The 19,494-nt window shown below is 72.4% G+C and carries 16 protein-coding genes; 2 read left to right on the forward strand and 14 right to left on the reverse strand.

Annotated elements, in window-relative coordinates:
- Positions 1–141 precede the first annotated feature (141 nt).
- The 3 genes from glmS to ACIPM1_RS19065 form a co-directional block, all read right to left on the reverse strand.
- Positions 142–1,959 carry a glutamine--fructose-6-phosphate transaminase (isomerizing) gene (glmS, locus tag ACIPM1_RS19055; RefSeq protein ID WP_402435903.1) on the reverse strand — a complete coding sequence of 606 codons (1,818 nt, stop codon included), beginning with the start codon at positions 1,957–1,959 and terminating at the stop codon, positions 142–144.
- 24 nt (positions 1,960–1,983) lie between these two features.
- The gene (locus tag ACIPM1_RS19060) at positions 1,984–2,241 is read right to left on the reverse strand and encodes a hypothetical protein (protein ID WP_392194969.1); all 258 of its coding nucleotides are present in this window, start codon (positions 2,239–2,241) and stop codon (positions 1,984–1,986) included.
- A gap of 175 nt (positions 2,242–2,416) precedes the next feature.
- Positions 2,417–3,301: a DUF4429 domain-containing protein gene (locus ACIPM1_RS19065; RefSeq protein ID WP_402435907.1), complete on the reverse strand. Its 885-nt coding sequence runs from the start codon at positions 3,299–3,301 to the stop codon at positions 2,417–2,419.
- 123 nt (positions 3,302–3,424) lie between these two features.
- Between ACIPM1_RS19065 and ACIPM1_RS19070 the strand changes: the two genes are divergently transcribed.
- A complete protein-coding gene (locus tag ACIPM1_RS19070; protein ID WP_402435910.1) occupies positions 3,425–5,041 on the forward strand; it encodes a beta-N-acetylhexosaminidase in 1,617 nt (538 codons plus the stop codon).
- A gap of 100 nt (positions 5,042–5,141) precedes the next feature.
- On the opposite strand, the gene ACIPM1_RS19075 is transcribed toward ACIPM1_RS19070, so the two are convergent.
- From ACIPM1_RS19075 to ACIPM1_RS19120, 10 genes are all read right to left on the reverse strand, one after another.
- A complete protein-coding gene (locus ACIPM1_RS19075) occupies positions 5,142–6,911 on the reverse strand; it encodes an IucA/IucC family protein (RefSeq protein WP_402435913.1) in 1,770 nt (589 codons plus the stop codon).
- Positions 6,908–7,432 carry a GNAT family N-acetyltransferase gene (locus ACIPM1_RS19080; protein ID WP_402435917.1) on the reverse strand — a complete coding sequence of 175 codons (525 nt, stop codon included), beginning with the start codon at positions 7,430–7,432 and terminating at the stop codon, positions 6,908–6,910. Before ACIPM1_RS19080 ends, ACIPM1_RS19075 begins: the two co-directional genes overlap by 4 nt.
- Positions 7,429–8,712 (reverse strand): lysine N(6)-hydroxylase/L-ornithine N(5)-oxygenase family protein, encoded by a 1,284-nt coding sequence (locus ACIPM1_RS19085; RefSeq protein ID WP_402435920.1) that lies wholly within the window; start codon positions 8,710–8,712, stop codon positions 7,429–7,431. Before ACIPM1_RS19085 ends, ACIPM1_RS19080 begins: the two co-directional genes overlap by 4 nt.
- The gene (locus ACIPM1_RS19090) at positions 8,696–10,162 is read right to left on the reverse strand and encodes a pyridoxal phosphate-dependent decarboxylase family protein (RefSeq protein WP_402435923.1); all 1,467 of its coding nucleotides are present in this window, start codon (positions 10,160–10,162) and stop codon (positions 8,696–8,698) included. Before ACIPM1_RS19090 ends, ACIPM1_RS19085 begins: the two co-directional genes overlap by 17 nt.
- Before the next feature lie 142 nt (positions 10,163–10,304).
- A complete protein-coding gene (locus tag ACIPM1_RS19095) occupies positions 10,305–11,171 on the reverse strand; it encodes a siderophore-interacting protein (protein ID WP_402435926.1) in 867 nt (288 codons plus the stop codon).
- Between the two features lie 39 nt (positions 11,172–11,210).
- A complete protein-coding gene (locus ACIPM1_RS19100) occupies positions 11,211–12,260 on the reverse strand; it encodes an ABC transporter substrate-binding protein (protein ID WP_402435929.1) in 1,050 nt (349 codons plus the stop codon).
- Between the two features lie 160 nt (positions 12,261–12,420).
- Complete coding sequence (locus ACIPM1_RS19105) at positions 12,421–13,581, reverse strand: acyl-CoA dehydrogenase family protein (protein ID WP_402435932.1); 1,161 nt, start codon at positions 13,579–13,581, stop codon at positions 12,421–12,423.
- Between the two features lie 6 nt (positions 13,582–13,587).
- Positions 13,588–14,538 (reverse strand): hydroxymethylglutaryl-CoA lyase, encoded by a 951-nt coding sequence (locus tag ACIPM1_RS19110; RefSeq protein ID WP_402435935.1) that lies wholly within the window; start codon positions 14,536–14,538, stop codon positions 13,588–13,590.
- Positions 14,535–16,475 carry a biotin carboxylase N-terminal domain-containing protein gene (locus ACIPM1_RS19115; protein WP_402435938.1) on the reverse strand — a complete coding sequence of 647 codons (1,941 nt, stop codon included), beginning with the start codon at positions 16,473–16,475 and terminating at the stop codon, positions 14,535–14,537. Before ACIPM1_RS19115 ends, ACIPM1_RS19110 begins: the two co-directional genes overlap by 4 nt.
- A gap of 16 nt (positions 16,476–16,491) precedes the next feature.
- Positions 16,492–18,108 carry a carboxyl transferase domain-containing protein gene (locus ACIPM1_RS19120; protein ID WP_402435941.1) on the reverse strand — a complete coding sequence of 539 codons (1,617 nt, stop codon included), beginning with the start codon at positions 18,106–18,108 and terminating at the stop codon, positions 16,492–16,494.
- Positions 18,109–18,204: 96 nt separating this feature from the next.
- On the opposite strand from ACIPM1_RS19120, the gene ACIPM1_RS19125 reads away from it, so the two are divergent.
- Entirely contained in the window at positions 18,205–18,807 is a 603-nt protein-coding gene (locus ACIPM1_RS19125; RefSeq protein WP_402435944.1) for a TetR/AcrR family transcriptional regulator, read from the forward strand.
- Positions 18,808–18,864: 57 nt separating this feature from the next.
- Here the strand turns inward: ACIPM1_RS19125 and ACIPM1_RS19130 are convergent, their stop codons facing one another.
- Positions 18,865–19,278, reverse strand: coding sequence for an alpha/beta hydrolase (locus ACIPM1_RS19130; RefSeq protein WP_402435947.1), 414 nt, complete (start codon positions 19,276–19,278; stop codon positions 18,865–18,867).
- Positions 19,279–19,494 lie beyond the last annotated feature (216 nt).

Raw genomic sequence — 19,494 nt, forward strand, 5'->3', positions numbered from 1 at the left:
GCGGACCCCGGCCCCTGTGAGGAGCGACCCCCTGCGCCGGTGGCGCCAGGGGGTCGCTCATGTCCGCGGGATCGCGGGGGAGTTGCGTCTGATCGACCGCTACCCCGCGACCGCGCGGCGGAGTTGCTCAGCCGGGCCCGGTCACTCCACGGTGACGGACTTGGCCAGGTTGCGCGGCTTGTCGATGTCCCGGCCCAGCGCCAGCGCCGTGTGGTAGGCGAGGAGTTGCAGCGGGATGCCCATCAGGATGGGGTCCAGCTCGTCCTCGTTCTTCGGCACGACGATCGTCTGGTCGGCCTTCTCCTGCTCCTGGTGCGCGACCGCGAGGATCTTGCCGCTGCGGGCCTTGATCTCCTCCAGCGCCGCGCGGTTCTTCTCCAGCAGGTCGTCGTCCGGCACGATCGCCACCGTCGGCAGGGCGGGCTCGATCAGCGCCAGCGGGCCGTGCTTGAGCTCGGAGGCCGGGTAGGCCTCGGCGTGGATGTAGGAGACCTCCTTGAGCTTCAGGGAGGCCTCACGGGCCACGGGGTAGCCCCGCACCCGGCCGATGAAGAGCATCGAGCGGGCGTCGGCGTAGCTCTCCGCCAGCTTCTTGATCTCCTCCTCCTGCTTCATGATCTGGGAGATCTGCTCCGGCAGCCGGCGCAGGCCCTCGATGATGCGCTTGCCGTCGCGGACCGAGAGGTCCCGGGTGCGGCCGAGGTGCAGGGCGAGGAGCGCGAAGGCGACCGTGGTGTTGGTGAAGCACTTGGTGGACACCACGCAGACCTCGGGTCCGGCGTGCACGTAGATGCCGCCGTCCGCCTCGCGGGCGATCGCCGAGCCGACCACGTTGACCACGCCCAGCACCCGCGCGCCCTTGCGCTTGAGCTCCTGGACGGCGGCCAGCACGTCGTAGGTCTCACCGGACTGCGAGACCGCGACGTACAGCGTGTCGGGGTCCACGACCGCGTTGCGGTAGCGGAACTCGGACGCGGGCTCGGCGTCCGCGGGGATGCGGGCCAGCTCCTCGATCATCTGGGCGCCGATCATGCCCGCGTGGTACGAGGTGCCGCAGCCGAGGATCTTCACGCGGCGGATCTGGCGCGCCTCGCGGGCGTCCAGGTTCAGGCCGCCGAGGTGCACGGTGGAGAAGCGGTCGTCGATGCGGCCGCGCAGCACGCGGTCCACGGCGTCGGCCTGCTCGTGGATCTCCTTGTGCATGTACGTGTCGTGGCCGCCCATGTCGTACGACGCGGCCTCCCACTCGACGGTGGTCGGCTCGGCGGTGGTGCGGGTGCCCTCGGTGGTGTACGTGCGGAAGTCGTCGGCCTTGAGGGTGGCCATCTCGCCGTCGTCGAGCGTGACGATCTGGCGGGTGTGGGCGACCAGCGCGGCGATGTCCGAGGCGACGAACATCTCCTTCTCGCCGATGCCGAGGACGACCGGGGAGCCGTTGCGGGCCACGACGATACGGTCCGGGAAGTCGGCGTGCATCACGGCGATGCCGTAGGTGCCCTCGACGACCCGCAGCGCCTGGCGGACCTTCTCCTCCAGGGTCTCGGCCTGGGAGCGGGCGATCAGGTGGGTGAGGACCTCGGTGTCGGTCTCGGAGAGGAACTCGACGCCGTCCGCCTCCAGCTTGCGGCGCAGGTCGGCGGCGTTGTCGATGATGCCGTTGTGCACGACGGCGACCTTGTCGTCGGCCGACATGTGCGGGTGGGCGTTCACGTCGGAGGGGGCGCCGTGGGTGGCCCAGCGGGTGTGCGCGATGCCGGTGGTGCCCTTGAAGCGCGCCGGGACCTTGGCCTCCAGGTCGCGGACCCGGCCCTGGGCCTTGACCATCTTCAGGCCGGCCGTCTTGGGCGAGGTGATGACGATGCCCGCGGAGTCGTACCCGCGGTACTCCAGGCGCTGCAGGCCCTCCAGGAGCAGCGGCGCGACGTCACGCTTCCCGATGTATCCGACGATTCCGCACATATATACGTATCCCTCAGTCTGGACTCAGCCGTAGACGATGCGCCGCAACTGCCGGAGGGTGAGCTCCGGCGGCGCCACGGCCCGGTATTTCAGGTCCGCCGCGATCCGTTCGAAGATCGTCGCGTTCACCAGGCCCTGGGCCTGGAGCTCGCGGTGGCGGCGACGGACGTACTCCTCGGTCGTCTCGTCGAAGTAGGCGAGCACGTCCTGGATCACCCGCAGCGCCTCGCCCCGGCTCAGGGGCGTGGAGCGCGTCAGATGATCTACAAGTTCGTCGTGCACCCGGTTGATCCTGGGGTACCGGCGCAGCTTTCGCAACCAGCCTGCCCGATTTCGGGCACGATCCCGTTCAAACTGTCGCGGATCTCTCGCTGCGGGCGGTCCGGTCACGTTCGGTGGTGGCCCGGTGACGGGTCGATGGCTGTCCGGTGGCTGTCCGACTGCCCGCGGGGGGCCGCTACATGCGCCGGAGCACCGCCTGCTTGGCCAGGGAGAACTCCTCGGCCGTCAGCACGCCGGTGCGGTGCAGCTCGCCCAGCTCCCGCAGCCGCCGCAGCAGCGCGTCGTGGTCGTCCTCGGCGGCGGGCGGGAGGGGCCGGCGAGCCTCGGCCTCCGGCGCCCGCACGGCCCCCGCGCCGGGTGCGCCGGGGTGCGGCAGCCGCGCCTGCACGGCCGCCGCGACCAGCGCCATCAGCGGGTCCTTCCGGAAGCCCCACAGCTCCACCGCGTTCGGGTCGAACTTCGGCGGGGCCTTGGTGGGCGCGTTGCGCACGGTGAAGCGGAGGTGGCCGTTCTCCAGCCCGGCGGCGGGCAGCCACTCCACCGCGGTGACGTCGGACAGGGCCAGCGTCCGGGGGCCGGCGGCGGCCTTGGCGTCCTCCGTCTTCCAGTTCCACTCCAGGCGCACCTGCTCGCCGTCGAAGCCCGCCGTGCCGTCCCCGGCGGACGCGGACAGCGGCACGGGCGGGCCGGGCAGCAGGTACTCCGTCACCGGATCGGACGGAACCTCCTCCAGCAGCAGCGCGTTGCGGATCTCGTCCACGACGTACTCGGCGACGCCGTAGCGGTCGGACTCCACGAGCAGCTGATAGGGGTCGTGCGGCTCGGTCAGCCGTCCGCCGGTCGCGTGCAGCAGCGGGTCGGCGCCGTCGCGCAGCCGCAGCCTGAGCCGCCCCGACTTCCTCCCCTGTTCGAACGAAACACCCGCCAACGCCGCCAGCGGGACGACGAGTTCACCCAGACTCTTCCGGAGCACACTGACGTTCTTGTCCCGTCCCGGGGTCAGCCGCAGGGTGTCGCCGTCGAACACCCACGTGCCGTCCTTCTGGATGATTTCCGCCATGGGGGGATTGTTTCACCGCCGCCACTTCTGCGAGAGAGTGGTCTATACCCGTCGGGGCCGCCGGGCCCCGGAGTCGAGTTCAGTCGAGAACAGTCGAGAACAACCGAGTTCAAGGGAGCGCATGTGAGACGGCACCCCAGCACGACTCCCCGCACCCCCCGGTTGACCCGCGCCCTCGGTTCGCTGCTGCTCGTGGCGGCGGCCGGGGTCTTCGCCGTCGGCGCGGCCCCCGCCGGGCAGGAGCGGGGCGCCGCGACGCCGCTGGACCGGATCGTCCCCGCCCCCGCCTCGGCCGAGGCGGGCGGATCCCCGTACCTCATCACCCGCGACACCCGCATCCGGATCGACGCCGCGCGCGAGGACACGCGCCGGATCGGCGCCTACCTCGCGGACGTCCTGCGCCCCTCGACCGGCTATCCGCTGCCGCTGACCACGCACGGGCGCGGCGGCATCCGGCTGCGCCTGGCGAACGGGCGCTTCGGCGCCGAGGGCTACCGCCTCGACAGCGGCGCCCGGGGCGTGACGATCACCGCCCGGGAGCCGGCCGGCCTCTTCCACGGCGTGCAGACCCTGCGCCAGCTGCTGCCCGCCGCCGTCGAGCGGAAGTCCGTGCAGCCCGGCCTGTGGCCGGTCGCGGGCGGCACCGTCGAGGACGCCCCTCGCTACGCCTACCGCGGCGCGATGCTCGACGTCTCCCGCCACTTCTTCACCGTGGCCCAGGTCAAGCGCTACATCGACGAGCTGGCCCTCTACAAGATCAACAAGCTGCATCTGCACCTCAGCGACGACCAGGGCTGGCGCATCGCCGTCGACTCCTGGCCGCGCCTGGCGACCTACGGCGGCTCCACCCAGGTCGGCGGCGGCCCGGGCGGCTTCTACACCAAGGACGACTACCGGGAGATCGTCCGGTACGCGGCCTCCCGCTACCTGGAGGTCGTCCCCGAGATCGACATGCCCGGCCACACCAACGCGGCCCTCGCCTCCTACGCCGAGCTGAACTGCGACGGTGTCGCGCCGCCGCTCTACACCGGCACCAAGGTCGGCTTCAGCTCGCTGTGCGTGGCCAAGGACCGCACCTACGACTTCGTCGACGACGTCGTCCGCGAACTGGCCGCCCTCACCCCCGGCCGCTACCTGCACATCGGCGGCGACGAGGCGCACTCCACCAGCCACGACGACTACGTGAAGTTCATGGACCGGGTCCAGCCGGTCGTCGCGAAGTACGGCAAGACGGTGATCGGCTGGCACCAGCTCACCGGCGCGACCCCGGCCCCGGGCGCGCTCGCCCAGTACTGGGGACTGGACTCCACCAGCGCCGCGGAGAAGGAGCAGGTCGCCAAGGCCGCACGGAACGGCACCGGACTGATCCTCTCCCCGGCCGACCGGGTCTACCTCGACATGAAGTACACCAAGGACACCCCGCTGGGGCTGGCCTGGGCGGGCTATGTCGAGGTCCGGCGGTCCTACGACTGGGACCCCGGCGCCTACCTGCCCGGCGCCCCCGCCTCCGCCGTCCGGGGCGTGGAGGCCCCGTTGTGGTCGGAGACGCTCTCCACCTCCGCCCACATCGACTACATGGCCTTCCCGAGGCTGCCCGGCGCCGCCGAACTCGGCTGGTCGCCCGCGGCCACGCACGACTGGGAGACCTACAAGGTGCGCCTCGCGGCCCAGGCGCCCCGCTGGGACGCCCTGGGCATCGGCTACTACCGCTCGCCCCAGGTGCCCTGGCCCAGCCGGTGACCCGGTAGGACATGGCCCCGAACGGGCGCCCCGGAGGACCGTAGTCCGGGGCACCCGTCCGCCCTGGCCGCCGCACCGCCGGGGGCTTCACCCGTCCGGGCTACCGCCCCGCGAGGGGGTTGGGCAGCGTGCCCGCCAGCCGGAGGGCGCCGGCCGGGTCGTTGAGGTCGACCATCCGGCGGTTGTCGCGCAACTGGAGGCGGTTGAGGCAGGACAGGGCGAACTCGGGGGCGAACAGGTCGTACCGGCGGAACCGGTCGGCCAGTTCGGGCGCCGAGGCCTGGTACTCCCGGACGACCTCCGCGACCGTGCGCCAGAAGTCGTCCTCCGGCAGGACTCCCTCGGTCGCGAGGCCGGCGGCGAGGAAGCGGAAGAAGCAGTCGAAGACGTCCGTGAAGATCGACAGCAGCTTCCTGTCCTCCGGCACGTCCACCCGGATCCGCCGCACCCGGGGCGGCAGCACGGCGTCCGGGTCCATCACCGCGATCTCCTCGGCGATGTCCTTGAATATCGCGCGCCGTACGGCACCGTCCTCCAGGACCAGGATCACGTTCTCGCCGTGCGGCATGAAGACCAGGTCGTAGGCGTAGAAGCAGTGCAGCAGAGGGACGAGGTACGCCCGGAGGTAGCCGCGGAGCCACTCGGACGGCCGCAGCCCGGAGCGCGCGACCAGCGCGCCGGCGAAGGACGCGCCCGTGTGGTCCGCGTGCAGCAGTGAGGCCATGGTGGCCAGGGACTCGCCCTCCTGGAGGGAGGGCACCGGGCTCTCCCGCCACAGCGCGGCCAGCATCTTCCGGTACGGCGAGTGGCGGTCCGTCGCCGCCTCGTACTCCAGGTGCCGGTAGCCGACCGCGGCCCGCTCCCGGATGATCGACAGGCCCGTCGCCCTCAGCACCGCGTCGCCCTCGATCAGCCGGGCCAGCCAGTCGTTCACGGCCGGGGTGGCCTCCATGGAGGCCGCGGAGAGCCCCCGCACGAAGCCCATGTTGAGGACCGACAGCGCCGTCTTGACGTAGTGCCGGTCCGGGTGGGAGGTGTTGAAGAAGGTCCGTACGGACTGCTGGGCCAGGTACGCGTCGTCGCCCTCGCCGAGACACACCAGGTGCCGGCGGGCGACCTCGGCGGCGAAGGTGACGGAGAGCTTGTTCCACCACTGCCAGGGGTGGACCGGCATGAGCAGGTAGTCGGCGGGGTCGAGCCCCCGGTCGCGCAGGAGGCCGGCGAAGCGCTCGACCGTCTTTGCCCCCAGCTCCTGCCGTACGAACGTCTCGTACGCGATCCCGGCCCCGGCCGTGAACACCGCCCGGGAGCGGTGCGCGGCCAGCCACACCAGCCGGACGGGACGCGCGCTCTCGGGCGCGTACGCCAGGTACTCGTGGATCCCGAAGCCGAGCCGCCCGTTGTTGGCGACGAAGCAGGGATGGCCCTCGGTCATGCCGGTCTCGACGGCCTGGAAGCCGCTCGCCGCCAGCTCGGCCGACGTGACGCGCGGCTTGGCGAGCTTGTAGCAGGTGCCGGCCAGGGTGGACGAGATCTCCTCCAGGTAGACCGGCAGGATCTCGTCGCTCAGGCCCAGGGAGTCCTTCAGCTCGACGACGAAGTCCATCGCCGAGAGGGGGAGTTCGCCGTCGTCGCGGTGGCGGGTGACGGAACCGGCGTCCACCTGCCAGTGGTCGAGCGCGCGGCGGACGGCGGTGAAGCGGTACCGGGTGCGGCCGTCGTCGCTGCGGACGGTGTAGTGGCCGCCGTCCCGCTCGGGGGTGATCAGCCGCTCGTGGGCGAACTCGGCGAGCGCCTTGCGCACGAGGAGGCGGTTGGCGGTGTCCCAGCGCTCGGGGGAGAGGTGGGCCACGGCGTCGGCGGGGTTCACGCGCCCACCGCCCTCTCGAACCGCTCCCGGGTGCAGAAGCTCAGCAGCGCCGTCTTCTGCGGCGTCTCGATCTCGCCCTCCGGCACGAACCCCACCGCCGCGTTCAGTGCGTGCACGGCCGTGTTGCGGACATCGGGTTCCACCACGACCCGGCGCGTCGCCGGATCCTCGAACAGGTGCCGCATCACCGCGGTGATCACGGTCCGGGTGAACCCGTGCACGGGCGTTTCGGCCGGTGCGACCAGGAAGTGCATCCCGACGTCGCCCGGCCGCGCCGCGTACAGTCCGGCCAGTTCCCGGTGGGCGGGGTCGTAGCGCTCCATCAGGAAGACCGGCTCGCCCTCGTGCAGCCCGAGGAAGGCGTCGTGGTGCTCGTCGGCCGCGATGTCCGTGTAGACGCGCTCCACGTCCTCCGATCGCGCGTCCCGCATCATCCAGAACGCCGCCTTGGGGTGCGTGACCCAGCCGTGCAGCAGTCCGGCGTCCCGCGCCGGGTCGAGCGGGCGGATGGTGAAGGTCATACGGTGAACTCCTGGAAGGCGATGGTCTTCTCGACCGGGTAGTACTCCCTGCCGAGCAGCTCGCGGATGATGCAGCTGTTGCGGTAGGCGCCCATGCCGAGGTCGGGGCTGGTGACGCTGTGGGTGTGGACGGCGGCGTTCTGCAGGAAGACGCCGCGTCCGGTGACGTCGATCGCGTAGTTGCGGGCCACGTCGAAGTTGCCGTGGGAGTCGCGGCGCAGGCGGTCGCGGACGGGCGCGAGGAAGTCCGGCTCCCGGTAGCGGTATCCGGTGGCCAGGACCAGCCCCTCGGAGCGCAGCTCGAAGTCCTTCCCCTGCTCCTCCTGGCGGAAGGCGAGGGTGTACGTGCCGTTGTCGTACCGCGCGCCGTTCAGGCTGGAGTTGGTGAGCAGGCGGGTCGGGACCGGGCCCGCGAGGCTCTTCTCGTAGAGCAGGTCGAAGACGGCGTCGATCAGGGCGCCGTCGATGCCCTTGAACAGGCCCTTCTGCTCGGCCGTGAGGCGGTAGCGGGTGGCCTCCGGGAGCCGGCGGAAGTAGTCGACGTACTCCGGGGAGGTCATCTCCAGGGTGAGCTTGGTGTATTCGAGCGGGAAGAAGCGCGGGGAGCGGGTCACCCAGTTCAGCCGGTAGCCGTGGACGTCGATCCCGCCGAGCAGGTCGTGGTAGATCTCGGCGGCGGACTGGCCGCTGCCGACCAGGGTGATCGACTCCTTGCGCCGGAGCTCCGCCCGGTGCCGCATGTAGCGGGAGGTGTGGATGAAGTCCCCGCCCAGGCCCCGGCAGGCATCCGGGAGGTACGGCGAGGTGCCGGTGCCGAGGACCAGGCGGCGGGCCCGGTAGGTCGCGCCGGCCGCCGTCCGTACGGCGTACAGCTCGTCCGCCTCGTCGTACGTCACCTCGGTCACCGTGGTGCCGAAGCGCACGCCGGTCAGTTTCGAGGCGGCCCAGCGGCAGTAGTCGTCGTACTCGGCGCGCAGCGGGTAGAAGTTCTCGCGGATGTAGAACGAGTACAGCCGTCCGCGTTCCTTGAGGTAGGTGAGGAAGGAGTACGGGGAGGTGGGGTCGGCCAGGGTGACCAGGTCCGACAGAAACGGGGTCTGCAGGTGGGCGCCGTCGAGGAACATCCCCGAGTGCCACTCGAAGCCGGGCTTGGACTCCAGGAACACGCCCGTCAGTTCGGGGATCGGCTCGGTGAGGCAGGCGAGGCCGAGGTTGAACGGTCCCAGGCCGATCCCCACGAAGTCGTAGTCGGGGCCGGGACGTTCAGGACGCGCGGTCAAGGGACTCTCCCAGGTACTGCTCGGCGTGGCCGGCGATCAGGTCGAGGACGGCGGCGAGGTCGGCCGGCGTGGTCTCGGGGTTGAGCAGGGTGAACTTCAGGTGGTGGCGGCCGCCGACCCTGGTCCCCGCGACGACCGCCTCACCGGAGGCGAACAGGGCCTCGCGGGCGTACAGGTTGGCGCGGTCGGTCTCGGCCGGGTCGGTGGGGGCCGCCGGGACGTGGCGGAAGACGAGGGTGGACAGCGCCGGTTCGACGACCACGTCGAAGCGGGGGTCGGCGGTGAGCATCCGCCAGCCCTCGGCGGCCAGGTCGCACACCTCGTCGAAGAGCCGGCCGATCCCGTCGGCGCCCATCACGCGCAGGGTCGTCCACAGCTTGAGGGCGTCGAAGCGGCGGGTGGTCTGCAGGGACTTGTCCACCTGGTTGGGGATGCGTTCGCTCGCCGCGCGGCGGGGGTTGAGGTAGTCGGCGTGGTAGGTGGCGTGCCGCAGGGTGGACGCGTCCCGGACCAGCAGGGCGGAGGAACTGACCGGCTGGAAGAAGGACTTGTGGTAGTCGACGGTGACCGAGTTGGCGCGCTCGATGCCCGCCAGGAGGTGGCGCCGGGTGGGGGACACCAGCAGGCCGCAGCCGTAGGCCGCGTCCACGTGCAGCCACACGCCGTACCGCTCGCACAGCTCGGCGATCTCCGGCAGCGGGTCGATGGAGCCGAAGTCCGTGGTCCCCGCGGTGGCGACCACGGCCATCGGGACCAGGCCCTCGCGGCGGCAGCGCTCCAGTTCGTGGGCGAGCGCGACGGTCCGCATCCGGCGGTCCCGGTCGACGGGGAGGGACACCACCGACTCGGGCCCCAGGCCCAGCAGTTTCGCCGCCTTGCGCACGCTGAAGTGGCCCGCCTCGGAGACGAGGATCCGCAGCCCGGCGAGGGAGTCCGCCCCCCTGCGCCCCGCCTGCCCCGGCTTGGCCTCCTCGCGGGCCAGGAGCAGCGCCTGGAGGTTGGACTGGGTGCCGCCGGAGGTGAACACGCCGTCGGCGGCGGGGCCGAGGCCGATGCGGGAGGCCGTCCAGTCGACCAGCCTGCGCTCGACGAGGGTGGCGCCGGCCGACTGGTCCCAGGTGTCGAGGGAGGAGTTGACGGCGGAGAGGACCGCCTCCCCGAGCACCGCCGGGATCACCACGGGGCAGTTGAGGTGGGCCACGTAGCGGGGGTGGTGGAAGCGGACCGCGTCGCGCAGGTAGACCTCCTCCAGTTCGTCGAGCACCGCCGCGGTGTCGTGCAGCGGCCGGTCCAGGTCGATGCCGTCGATGCGGGGGGCGAGGGCGTCGGGGGTGACGCCGGTGAACGGACGGTCGGTGACGGCGAGATGGGCTGCCACCCGCTCTACTCCTTCGGTCACGGAGCGGCGGTAGTGCTCCGCGGTGAGGTCATTGAGCAGGTGCGAGCGCATGTGGGGGTCCTCCGGTGGGTGGGGACGGTCCGTGCGGACGTGGAAGAGGGGCGAAGCTTCGCGATTAACTTAGGTTAGCCTAAACTAAGTTCCTCACGCAGCTCTGCCCCTCGGCGACCGCTGTCACGCCACCGCCGCCGCGTCACTCCCGATTGCGCAGCTCCTCCTCGCTCAGGCCGTGCCGCCAGTAGCCGACGAAGGTGACGCGCCGCCGGTCGATCCCGCGCTCCCCGACGAAGTGCCGGCGCAGCTCCCTGACGCACCCCGACTCGCCCGCGAGCCAGACGTACGGGCGCGCCCCGGAGGGCAGCCGGACGTCCCGTACGGCGTCGAGGGCCAGGGGGGAGTGCGCGGGCCGGCCGGGGTCCCGGACCAGCCAGGTCACCTCGGCGTCGGCCTCGGTCGGCACGTCCTGGATGTCCCCGGCGTGCCGCACCTCCAGCCAGGCGCGCACCCGGGTGCCGGCCGGCAGGGACTCCAGGACGGCGCTCGCCGCGGGCACGGCGGTCTCGTCGCCCCACATCAGGACCGGGTCGGTGTCCTCGGGCGGGCGGAAGCGGATCGCGCGGTTGTCCGCGACGGCGGGCCCCAGCAGCAGCACGCGGTCCCCGGGTGCGGCCCGGGAGGCCCAGCGCGAGGCGGGGCCGGCCGGGGCCGTGGCGCCCGGCCCGACCCCGTGCAGCACGAAGTCGACGTCGATCTCGGCGGTGCCGCCGCAGGCGTCCCGGCGCAGGGCGCGCAGGGTGTACGAGCGCATCACCGCCCGTACGTCGTCCGGGAGTTCGCGCCAGGCCTGCCACCACCCGTCCCCGAAGCGGACCGGGACGACGGGTTCGCTCGAGCCGGGGCGCGGCAGGAACAGCGACAGCGACTGGTCGCGTCCGTCGGAGTGGAAGGCGTCCAGGCCGGGGCCGGCGAAGGTGACGCGGACGAGCGAGGGGCCGAGCCGCCTCGTCGCCACGACCTGGAGGGAGAAGAAGCGGAAGGGGGCGGCCACGGCGGTGGTCATCGGGGCTCCTGAGAACGTCGTCCGGGGTGGGCCGGGATGTCAGCCGACCTTGCGGGCCTTCTCGATGGCCGCCGCGAGATCGTCGAGCAGGGGCGCGCACTTGTCGTACGACAGGATCGGCTCGGGATTGCGGGCGATGACCTGGCCGGCCTTGACGGCGGGGAGCTTCTTCCAGGTGCCCTCGGTGATGTCCGCGGGCTGGACGGCCGAGGTGCGGTTGTCCATCATGATGATGTCCGCCGCGTACTTGTCGACGTTCTCCCAGCTCAGCGACTCGTACCAGCCGCCGCCCTCGGCCTTGGCCCGCGTCGGGGGCTCGACGAAGGTGACGCCGAGGGCCTTGAAGTACTCGAGGTCGGCGGAGAGGTCGGTGCCGGAGACGTAGAAGAGGTCCTGGGCGGCCGAACCGGCCAGCACCCTGATGCCCGGGTTGGCCCGGGCGGCGGCGCGCAGCCGGGCCGCCGCGTCCTCGAAGCGCTTCCTGGCCTGCCTGATCCTCTGCGTGGTGACGTCGGCGCCGAGCGACTCGGCGAGGGCGAGCATGCGCCGCAGCGGCCCGGTGAGCTGACGGTCGTAGACGGAGAGACCCACGGTCGGGGCGCCGACGGCGAGGATCTTCCTCTTCGACTCCTCGGGGACGTACCAGAGGGTGCCGGCGTCGTCGAACATCGTGGAGACGAGGAGGTCGGGGGCGAGGGCCGCGTACTTCTCGATGCTGAACCGGCCCCACGCGTTGCCGAGGACCGTCACCTTGCTGACGTCCATGTCGCCGGCCTGCACGTCGGCCTTGCCGTCCCTGGTCCTGGTCGGGCCGAAGACGCCCTTGGCCCGGATGCCGTAGTCGTACAGCGCGGCCGCGACCCCGACGAAGGCGACGATGCTCGACGGCACCCGGTCCGCCTTCGCGCTCCGGCCGCGGTCGTCCCGGAAGGACCAGGGGCCGGATCCGGCGGCCCCCGCCGCGCCGCCCGGGCCACCGCTTTTCGCGTCCTCACCGCCGCAGGCAGCGAGCACGGCGCCGAGACCGAGGGCGCCGCCCGCGGCGAGGACGCCGCGGCGGGAGGGGTGCGTGGCACGGGACTTGGGCATGGGTGCGCCTGCTTTCGAACGGGGCGGGGCGCCCGCCGGACGAGGATTGAAAGTTAGGTTAGCCTAACCTTAGTCCCTGTCCAGGGGCGGGTGCCGCGCCCGGCCCCGGGCCGGCGGCCCGTGCGCTGTTCGGTTGTCGGTGCGTCAGCCCGTCAGCTCGTCAGCCCGTCAGTCCCAGCTCTCGTGCGATGAGCATCCGCTGGACCTCGCTGGTGCCCTCGCCGATCTCCAGGATCTTGGAGTCGCGCCACATACGGGCGACCGGGTACTCGTTCATGAAGCCGTAGCCGCCGTGGATCTGAGTGGCGTCGCGGGCGTTGTCGACGGCGATCGTCGACGAGTAGAGCTTCGCCAGCGCCGCCTCCTTCTTGAAGGGCTCGCCCGCCACCAGGCGGCTGGCCGCGTCGCGCCAGGCGAGGCGGGCCGTGTGCGCCTTCATCTCCATGTCTGCGATCTTGAACTGGACGGCCTGGTTGGCGCCGATGGGCCTGCCGAACGCGTGCCGCTCCTTGGCGTACTTCACCGACTCGTCGACGCAGCCCTGGGCCAGGCCGGTCGCCAGGGCCGCGATGGCGATGCGGCCCTCGTCGAGGATCCGCAGGAACTGGGCGTAGCCGCGGCCCTCCTCGCCCAGCAGGTTCGCGGCCGGCACCCGGACGTCGGCGAAGGACAGCTCCCGGGTGTCGGACGCGTTCCACCCGACCTTCGAGTAGGCGGGCGCCACAGTGAAGCCGGGCGTGCCGGAGGGGACGATGATCGCGGAGATCTGCGGCCGCCCGTCGGGCTTGCGGCCCGTCACCGCCGTGACAGTGACCAGGCCCGTGATGTCGGTGCCGGAGTTGGTGATGAAGCACTTGGAGCCGTTGATCACCCACTCGTCGGTGTCCGGGTCCAGGCGGGCCGTCGTCCGGGTGGCGCCCGCGTCGGAGCCGCCGTCCGGTTCCGTCAGGCCGAACGCGCCGAGCATCTCACCGGAGCACAGGCGCGGCAGCCACGTGCGCTTCTGATCCTCGGTGCCGAAGAGATGGACCGGCATGGCGCCCAGCGAGACGCCCGCCTCCAGGGTGATCGCCACCGAGGAGTCCACCCGGGCCAGCTCCTCCAGCGCGATGCCGAGAGCCAGGTAGTCGCCGCCCATCCCGCCGTACTCCTCGGGGAACGGCAGCCCGAACAGGCCCATGCGGCCCATCTCCCGCACGATCTCGTACGGGAACTCGTGGCGCTCGTAGAAGTCGCCGATCTTGGGCGCGACGACGTCGTGCGCGAACGCCTCCACCGTACGGCGGAGTTCTTCCAGCTCGGGGGAGAGACGGTGGTCCATCGGTGATCACTGCTCCTTGTGGGAGAGGGCTCGTACGGTGCGGGACGGGCTGGGCCGGCCCAGCCGCCCGGCCATCCACTCGCTCGTGGCGACGAGGCGGCCGAGGTCGACTCCGGTGTCGATGCCGAGGCCCCGCAGCATCCACACGAGGTCTTCGGTGGCGAGGTTGCCGGTGGCGGACCTGGCGTACGGGCAGCCGCCGAGGCCGCCCGCCGAGGCGTCGACCGTGGTGACCCCGTGCTCCAGCGCCGCGTAGGTGTTGGCCAGTGCCTGGCCGTAGGTGTCGTGGAAGTGCACCCCGAGGCTGCTCGTCGGCACGCCCGCCTCGTTCAGCGCGGCGAGCAGCTCCCGCACATGGCCGGGGGTGGCGACGCCGATGGTGTCGCCGAGGCTCAGCTCGTCGCAGCCCATGTCCGTCAGCGCCCGGCACACGCTCACCACCTGGTGCAGCGGGACCGCGCCCTCCCAGGGGTCGCCGAAGCACATGGAGACATAGCCGCGGACGTGGGCGCCCTCCTCCTTGGCGCGGGCGACCACCGGGTCGAAGACCGCGAGGGACTCCGCGACCGTGCGGTTGAGGTTGGCCTTGGCGAAGGACTCGGTGGCGCTGGCGAAGACGGCGATGCGGTCCGCGCCGAGGGCGAGCGCCCGGTCCAGGCCGCGCGCGTTCGGCACCAGGACCGGCAGCCGCACCCCCGGCAGATCCTTGACCTGGGGGAACAGAGCCTCCGCGTCGGCCAGTTGGGGCACCCACTTCGGGTGCACGAAGCTGGTCGCCTCCACGGTCGTCAGGCCCGCCTCGGCGAGACGGCGGATGAACTCCGCCTTCACCTCGGTCGGCACCGCGTTCTTCTCGTTCTGCAGGCCGTCGCGCGGGCCGACCTCGTGGATCCGCACCCGCTCGGGCAGGTTCCGGGCCGGGACGGCCATGGGCAGGCCGATCTCGGATGCGCTCATTCCGGCTGCGCCCCTTCCTCCTCGTGCGGCGCGATCACTGCCAGCACCTGGTCCATGGCGACCGTGGTGCCCGGCGCCACGTCCAGGCCGGTGACGGTGCCGGCGTGCGGGGCGGAGATGACGTGCTCCATCTTCATGGCCTCCACCACGAGCAGGCTCTGGCCCGCGGTCACCTCGTCGCCGACGGCGACCTTCACCACCGTCACCGTGCCGGGCATGGGGGCGGTGAGCGAGTCGGCGCCGCTGTGCGCGGCCCGGCTGAGGGACGCGGCCACCGGGTCGTGGTCGCGCACGTGCCAGGCGTCGCCGTCGCGGCCGAGCCAGTCGGCGGCGCGGTGGAAGGTGTGGCGGACGCCGTCCAGGGTCACGGAGACCGTGTCGCCGGTGACGGTGTGGGTGCCGCGCGGGGTGTGCTCCACGGGGTCCGTCACCCGCAGCGGGAAGGACGCCGGCTTCGGCTCCCCGCCCATGCGCCAGCCGCTCGGCACCGAGAACGGGTCCGTCCAGCCGCCGCCCGTCGGGCGCAGCGCGTCGAGCCGCACCGCCGCGGCGGCCTCGTAGACCTCCTCCGGCACGTCCGCCGGGACCAGTTCGCCGACCACGCGCTCGACCAGCCCGGTGTCCAGCTCGCCGGCCACGACCGCCGGATGCGCCAGCAGCCGCCGCAGGAAACCGGCGTTGGTCTGCACGCCCAGCGTCACCGTCTCCGCCAGGGCGGCCCGCAGCTTCCGCAGCGCGGTGGCGCGGTCCGGCCCGTACGCGATCACCTTGGACAGCATCGGGTCGTACAGACTGCCGACCTCGGTGCCCTCGCTGAGCCCGGAGTCGGTGCGCACCCCGTCGCCCTGCGGCTCGCGCAGCCTCAGCACGGTGCCGCCGGAGGGCAGGAACCCGCGCGCGGGGTCCTCGGCGCAGACACGCGCCTCGACGGCGTGCCCGGTCAGCCGGACGGCGTCCTGCGTGAACGGCAGCGGCTCGCCCGCGGCCACCCGCAGCTGCCACTCCACCAGGTCCAGGCCGGTGACCAGCTCGGTGACCGGGTGTTCCACCTGGAGGCGGGTGTTCATCTCCATGAAGTAGTACGACGACGGGTCGCCGCCGGGGACGATGAACTCCACCGTGCCCGCGCCCCGGTACCCGCAGGAGCGGGCCGCCTGGACCGCCGCCTCGCCCATCGCGGCGCGGATCTCCTCGTCGAGCAGGACGCTCGGCGCCTCCTCGATGATCTTCTGGTGGCGGCGCTGGAGCGAGCACTCGCGCTCGCCGAGGTGGATCACGTTGCCGTGGCCGTCGGCGAGGACCTGGATCTCGATGTGGCGGGGGGTGTCGACCCAGCGCTCGACGAGCAGGGTGTCGTCGCCGAAGGAGGCGCGGGCCTCGCGGCGGGCCGCCGCGATCTCGTCGGCCAGCCGGCCCTCGTCCCGCACCAGCCGCATTCCCTTGCCGCCGCCGCCCGCCGAGGGCTTCAGCAGCACCGGCATGCCGATCTCACGAGCGGCTCCGGCCAGTTGCGCGTCGGTCAGGCCCGAGCCGCTGGAGCCGGGCACCACCGGAACCCCGGCCGCCCGGACCGTCTCCTTGGCGCGGATCTTGTCGCCCATCAGGGCGATGGCGTCGGCCGGCGGCCCGATGAACACGAGTCCGGCCTCGGCGCACGCGCGCGCGAAGCCCGCGTTCTCGGCGAGGAAGCCGTACCCGGGATGGACGGCCTGGGCTCCGGTGCGGGCGGCGGCCTGAAGGAGCCGCTCGGCCGACAGATAGCTTTCGGCGGCCGCCGCCGGGCCGATCCGCACGGCGGTGTCCGCCTCCCGGACGTGCCGGGCGTCGGCGTCGGCGTCGGAGAAGACGGCCACCGACCGCACGCCCAGGGCGCGCAGCGTACGGATGACCCGGACGGCGATCTCGCCGCGGTTGGCCACAAGAACTGTCTCGAACATGGTCGGAAGGTCCCCCTCACATCCGGAAGACGCCGAACTGGGGTTCACCCAGTGGGGCGTTGGCGCACGCGGTCAGTGCCAGGCCCAGCACCTGACGGGTCTCCAGCGGGTCGATCACGCCGTCGTCCCAGAGGCGGGCGGTGGCGTAGTAGGCGTTGCCCTGGTGCTCGTACTGGGCGCGGATCGGGGCCTTGAAGGCGTCCTCGTCCTCGACGGGCCACGCCTCGCCCCGGGCCTCCATCTGGTCCCGCTTGACGGTGGCGAGGACGGAGGCGGCCTGCTCGCCGCCCATGACGGAGATCTTGGCGTTGGGCCACATCCACAGGAAGCGGGGCGAGTAGGCCCGGCCGCACATGGAGTAGTTGCCCGCGCCGTAGGAGCCGCCGACGACGACCGTCAGCTTCGGCACGCGGGTGCAGGCCACCGCCGTGACCATCTTGGCGCCGTGCTTGGCGATGCCGCCCGCCTCGTAGTCCCGGCCGACCATGAAGCCGGAGATGTTCTGCAGGAACAGCAGCGGGATCCCGCGCTGGTCGCACAGCTCGATGAAGTGGGCGCCCTTCTGGGCGGACTCCGAGAACAGGATGCCGTTGTTGGCGACGATGCCGACCGGGTGGCCGTGGATACGGGCGAAGCCGGTGACCAGCGTCTGCCCGAACTCGGCCTTGAACTCGGCGAAGCGGGAGCCGTCGACCACCCGCGCGATGATCTCCCGGACGTCGTAGGGGGTGCGCGAGTCGACCGGGACGGCGCCGTAGAGCCCGGCGGGATCGACCTTCGGCTCGATCGCCTCGGTGACCTCCCAGGGCAGAGTCCCGCGCGCGGGGAGGGTGGCGACGATGTTGCGCACGATCCGCAGCGCGTGCGCGTCGTCCTCGGCGAGGTGGTCGGTGACGCCCGAGGTCCGGGAGTGCACCTCGCCGCCGCCGAGCTCCTCGGCGGTGACGACCTCGCCGGTGGCCGCCTTCACCAGCGGCGGGCCGCCCAGGAAGATGGTCCCCTGGTTGCGGACGATCACGGCCTCGTCGCTCATCGCCGGGACGTACGCCCCACCCGCCGTGCAGGACCCGAGCACGGCCGCGATCTGCGGGATGCCCGCGCCGGACATCCGCGCCTGGTTGTAGAAGATCCGCCCGAAGTGCTCGCGGTCGGGGAAGACCTCGTCCTGCATCGGCAGGAACGCGCCGCCGGAGTCGACGAGGTAGAGGCAGGGCAGCCGGTTCTCCAGCGCCACCTCCTGCGCGCGCAGGTGCTTCTTCACCGTCATCGGGTAGTAGGTGCCGCCCTTGACGGTGGCGTCGTTGGCGACGATCACGCAGGCGCGGCCGCTGACCCGGCCGATGCCGGCGATCACCCCGGCGGCCGGTGCCTGCCCGTCGTACAGCCCGTCGGCGGCCAGGGGGGCCAGCTCCAGGAACGGCGACCCGGGGTCCAGAAGAGTGTCCACGCGCTCGCGGGGCAGCAGCTTGCCGCGCGCGGTGTGGCGGGCGCGCGCCTTCTCGCCGCCGCCGAGCCGTGCCGCGGCGAGCTTGCCGCGCAGCTCCTCGACGAGCGCCCGGTGCGCCTCCTCGTTGGCCCGCCAGGCGTCCGACGCGGGATCGGCCGCGCTCGTCAGCTCCGGTGCCTCGTGCATCCTGCGGTACCCCTCACCCAGTGGTCGACTGTTAATGAGCGTTAACCATTTCCTTCAGGTTAACGACCGCTAACCTCGCTGTCTAGAATTGTTTTCATGGCCACCAGAACCGACGCCCCCACCCGCCGCGAACAGATCCTCAAGGAAGCCGCCCGGCTCTTCGCCGAACGCGGCTTCCACGGCGTCGGGGTCGACGAGATAGGCGCCGCGGTCGGGATCAGCGGGCCCGGTCTGTACCGGCACTTCGCCGGCAAGGACGCGATGCTCGCGGAGCTGCTGGTGGGCATCAGCGGCCAGCTGCTGACCGGAGCGAAGCGGCGCCTGGCGGAGGCCGGCGCCGGTGCCGGTCCCGAGGCGGTCCTCGACTCGCTCATCGAGGGGCACATCGACTTCGCGCTCGACGACCGCCCTTTGATCACCTTGCACGACCGCGAGCTGGACCGCCTGCGGGACAGCGACCGCAAGCTCGTGCGGCAGCTCCAGCGGCAGTACGTCGAGTTGTGGGTGGAGGTGCTGCGCGCGGTCTACCCGGCGCTGGCCGAGCCCGCCGCCCGCTCGGCGGTCCACTCGGTCTTCGGCCTGCTCAACTCCACCCCGCACCTGGGCCGCCCGGGCTCCCTGCCCGGACGGCAGACCACGGCGACCCTCCTGCACCGCATGGCCCGGGGCGCGTTCGCGGCCGCGGGCGACGACGACTGACGCGCGCTGCCGGCGGCCGTCCCGCCGAGTGCGTGGGCCGTGCCGGGCGCGGCGCTCTCACCTGCCGGGGGCGCCGGCGTCCGGCGCGAACGGCCGGACGTCCTGCCCGCAGACGGCGCCGCGGGGCGGCAGGGCGCCGGTGAGGAAGTAGCGGACCTCGTGGCCGCCGACGCAGGAGCTGGGGTTCAGCAGCGTGGTGTGCCCGTAGCCCCGCACGGTGATGAGGCGGGCGTCGGCCAGGTGCCGGGTCAGGTCCACCGCCTGCTGGTACGGGGTGGCCGGGTCGAACGTGGTGTTGACCGTGAGCAGGGGAGGGGTGGGCCGGTCCCACGGTCCGGTGTAGCGGTCGGCCGCCCGCGCGGGCCACGTCGCGCACGGCTCGGCGAGCCAGGTCCAGTACCGGCCCACGTCGCCCGACCGGGCATAGGCCTGCCGTTCGAGGGTGGCGTAGCGGCGGGGGTCCAGCGGCACCTTCGCCGTCGCGCACTCGAACCCGGGCGCGTAGGGCCAGGCGGGGCACGGTCGCCGCCGCCGGGCGTCCGGCGGTGGCTGCGCTCGGGGAGGCCGCGGCGACCGTGGTCACGAGGCAGGCCACGGCCGCCGTCGCGGCGACGGCGCCCCGCCACCGGGGCCCGAGGGGAGATGACATGCGTGCGGCCTTCCTTCGATCGCTGCCCGGCAGCCTGT

The organism is Streptomyces sp. NPDC086766 (assembly GCF_044746005.1).
In the GTDB taxonomy this organism is placed as follows: Bacteria; Actinomycetota; Actinomycetes; order Streptomycetales; family Streptomycetaceae; genus Streptomyces.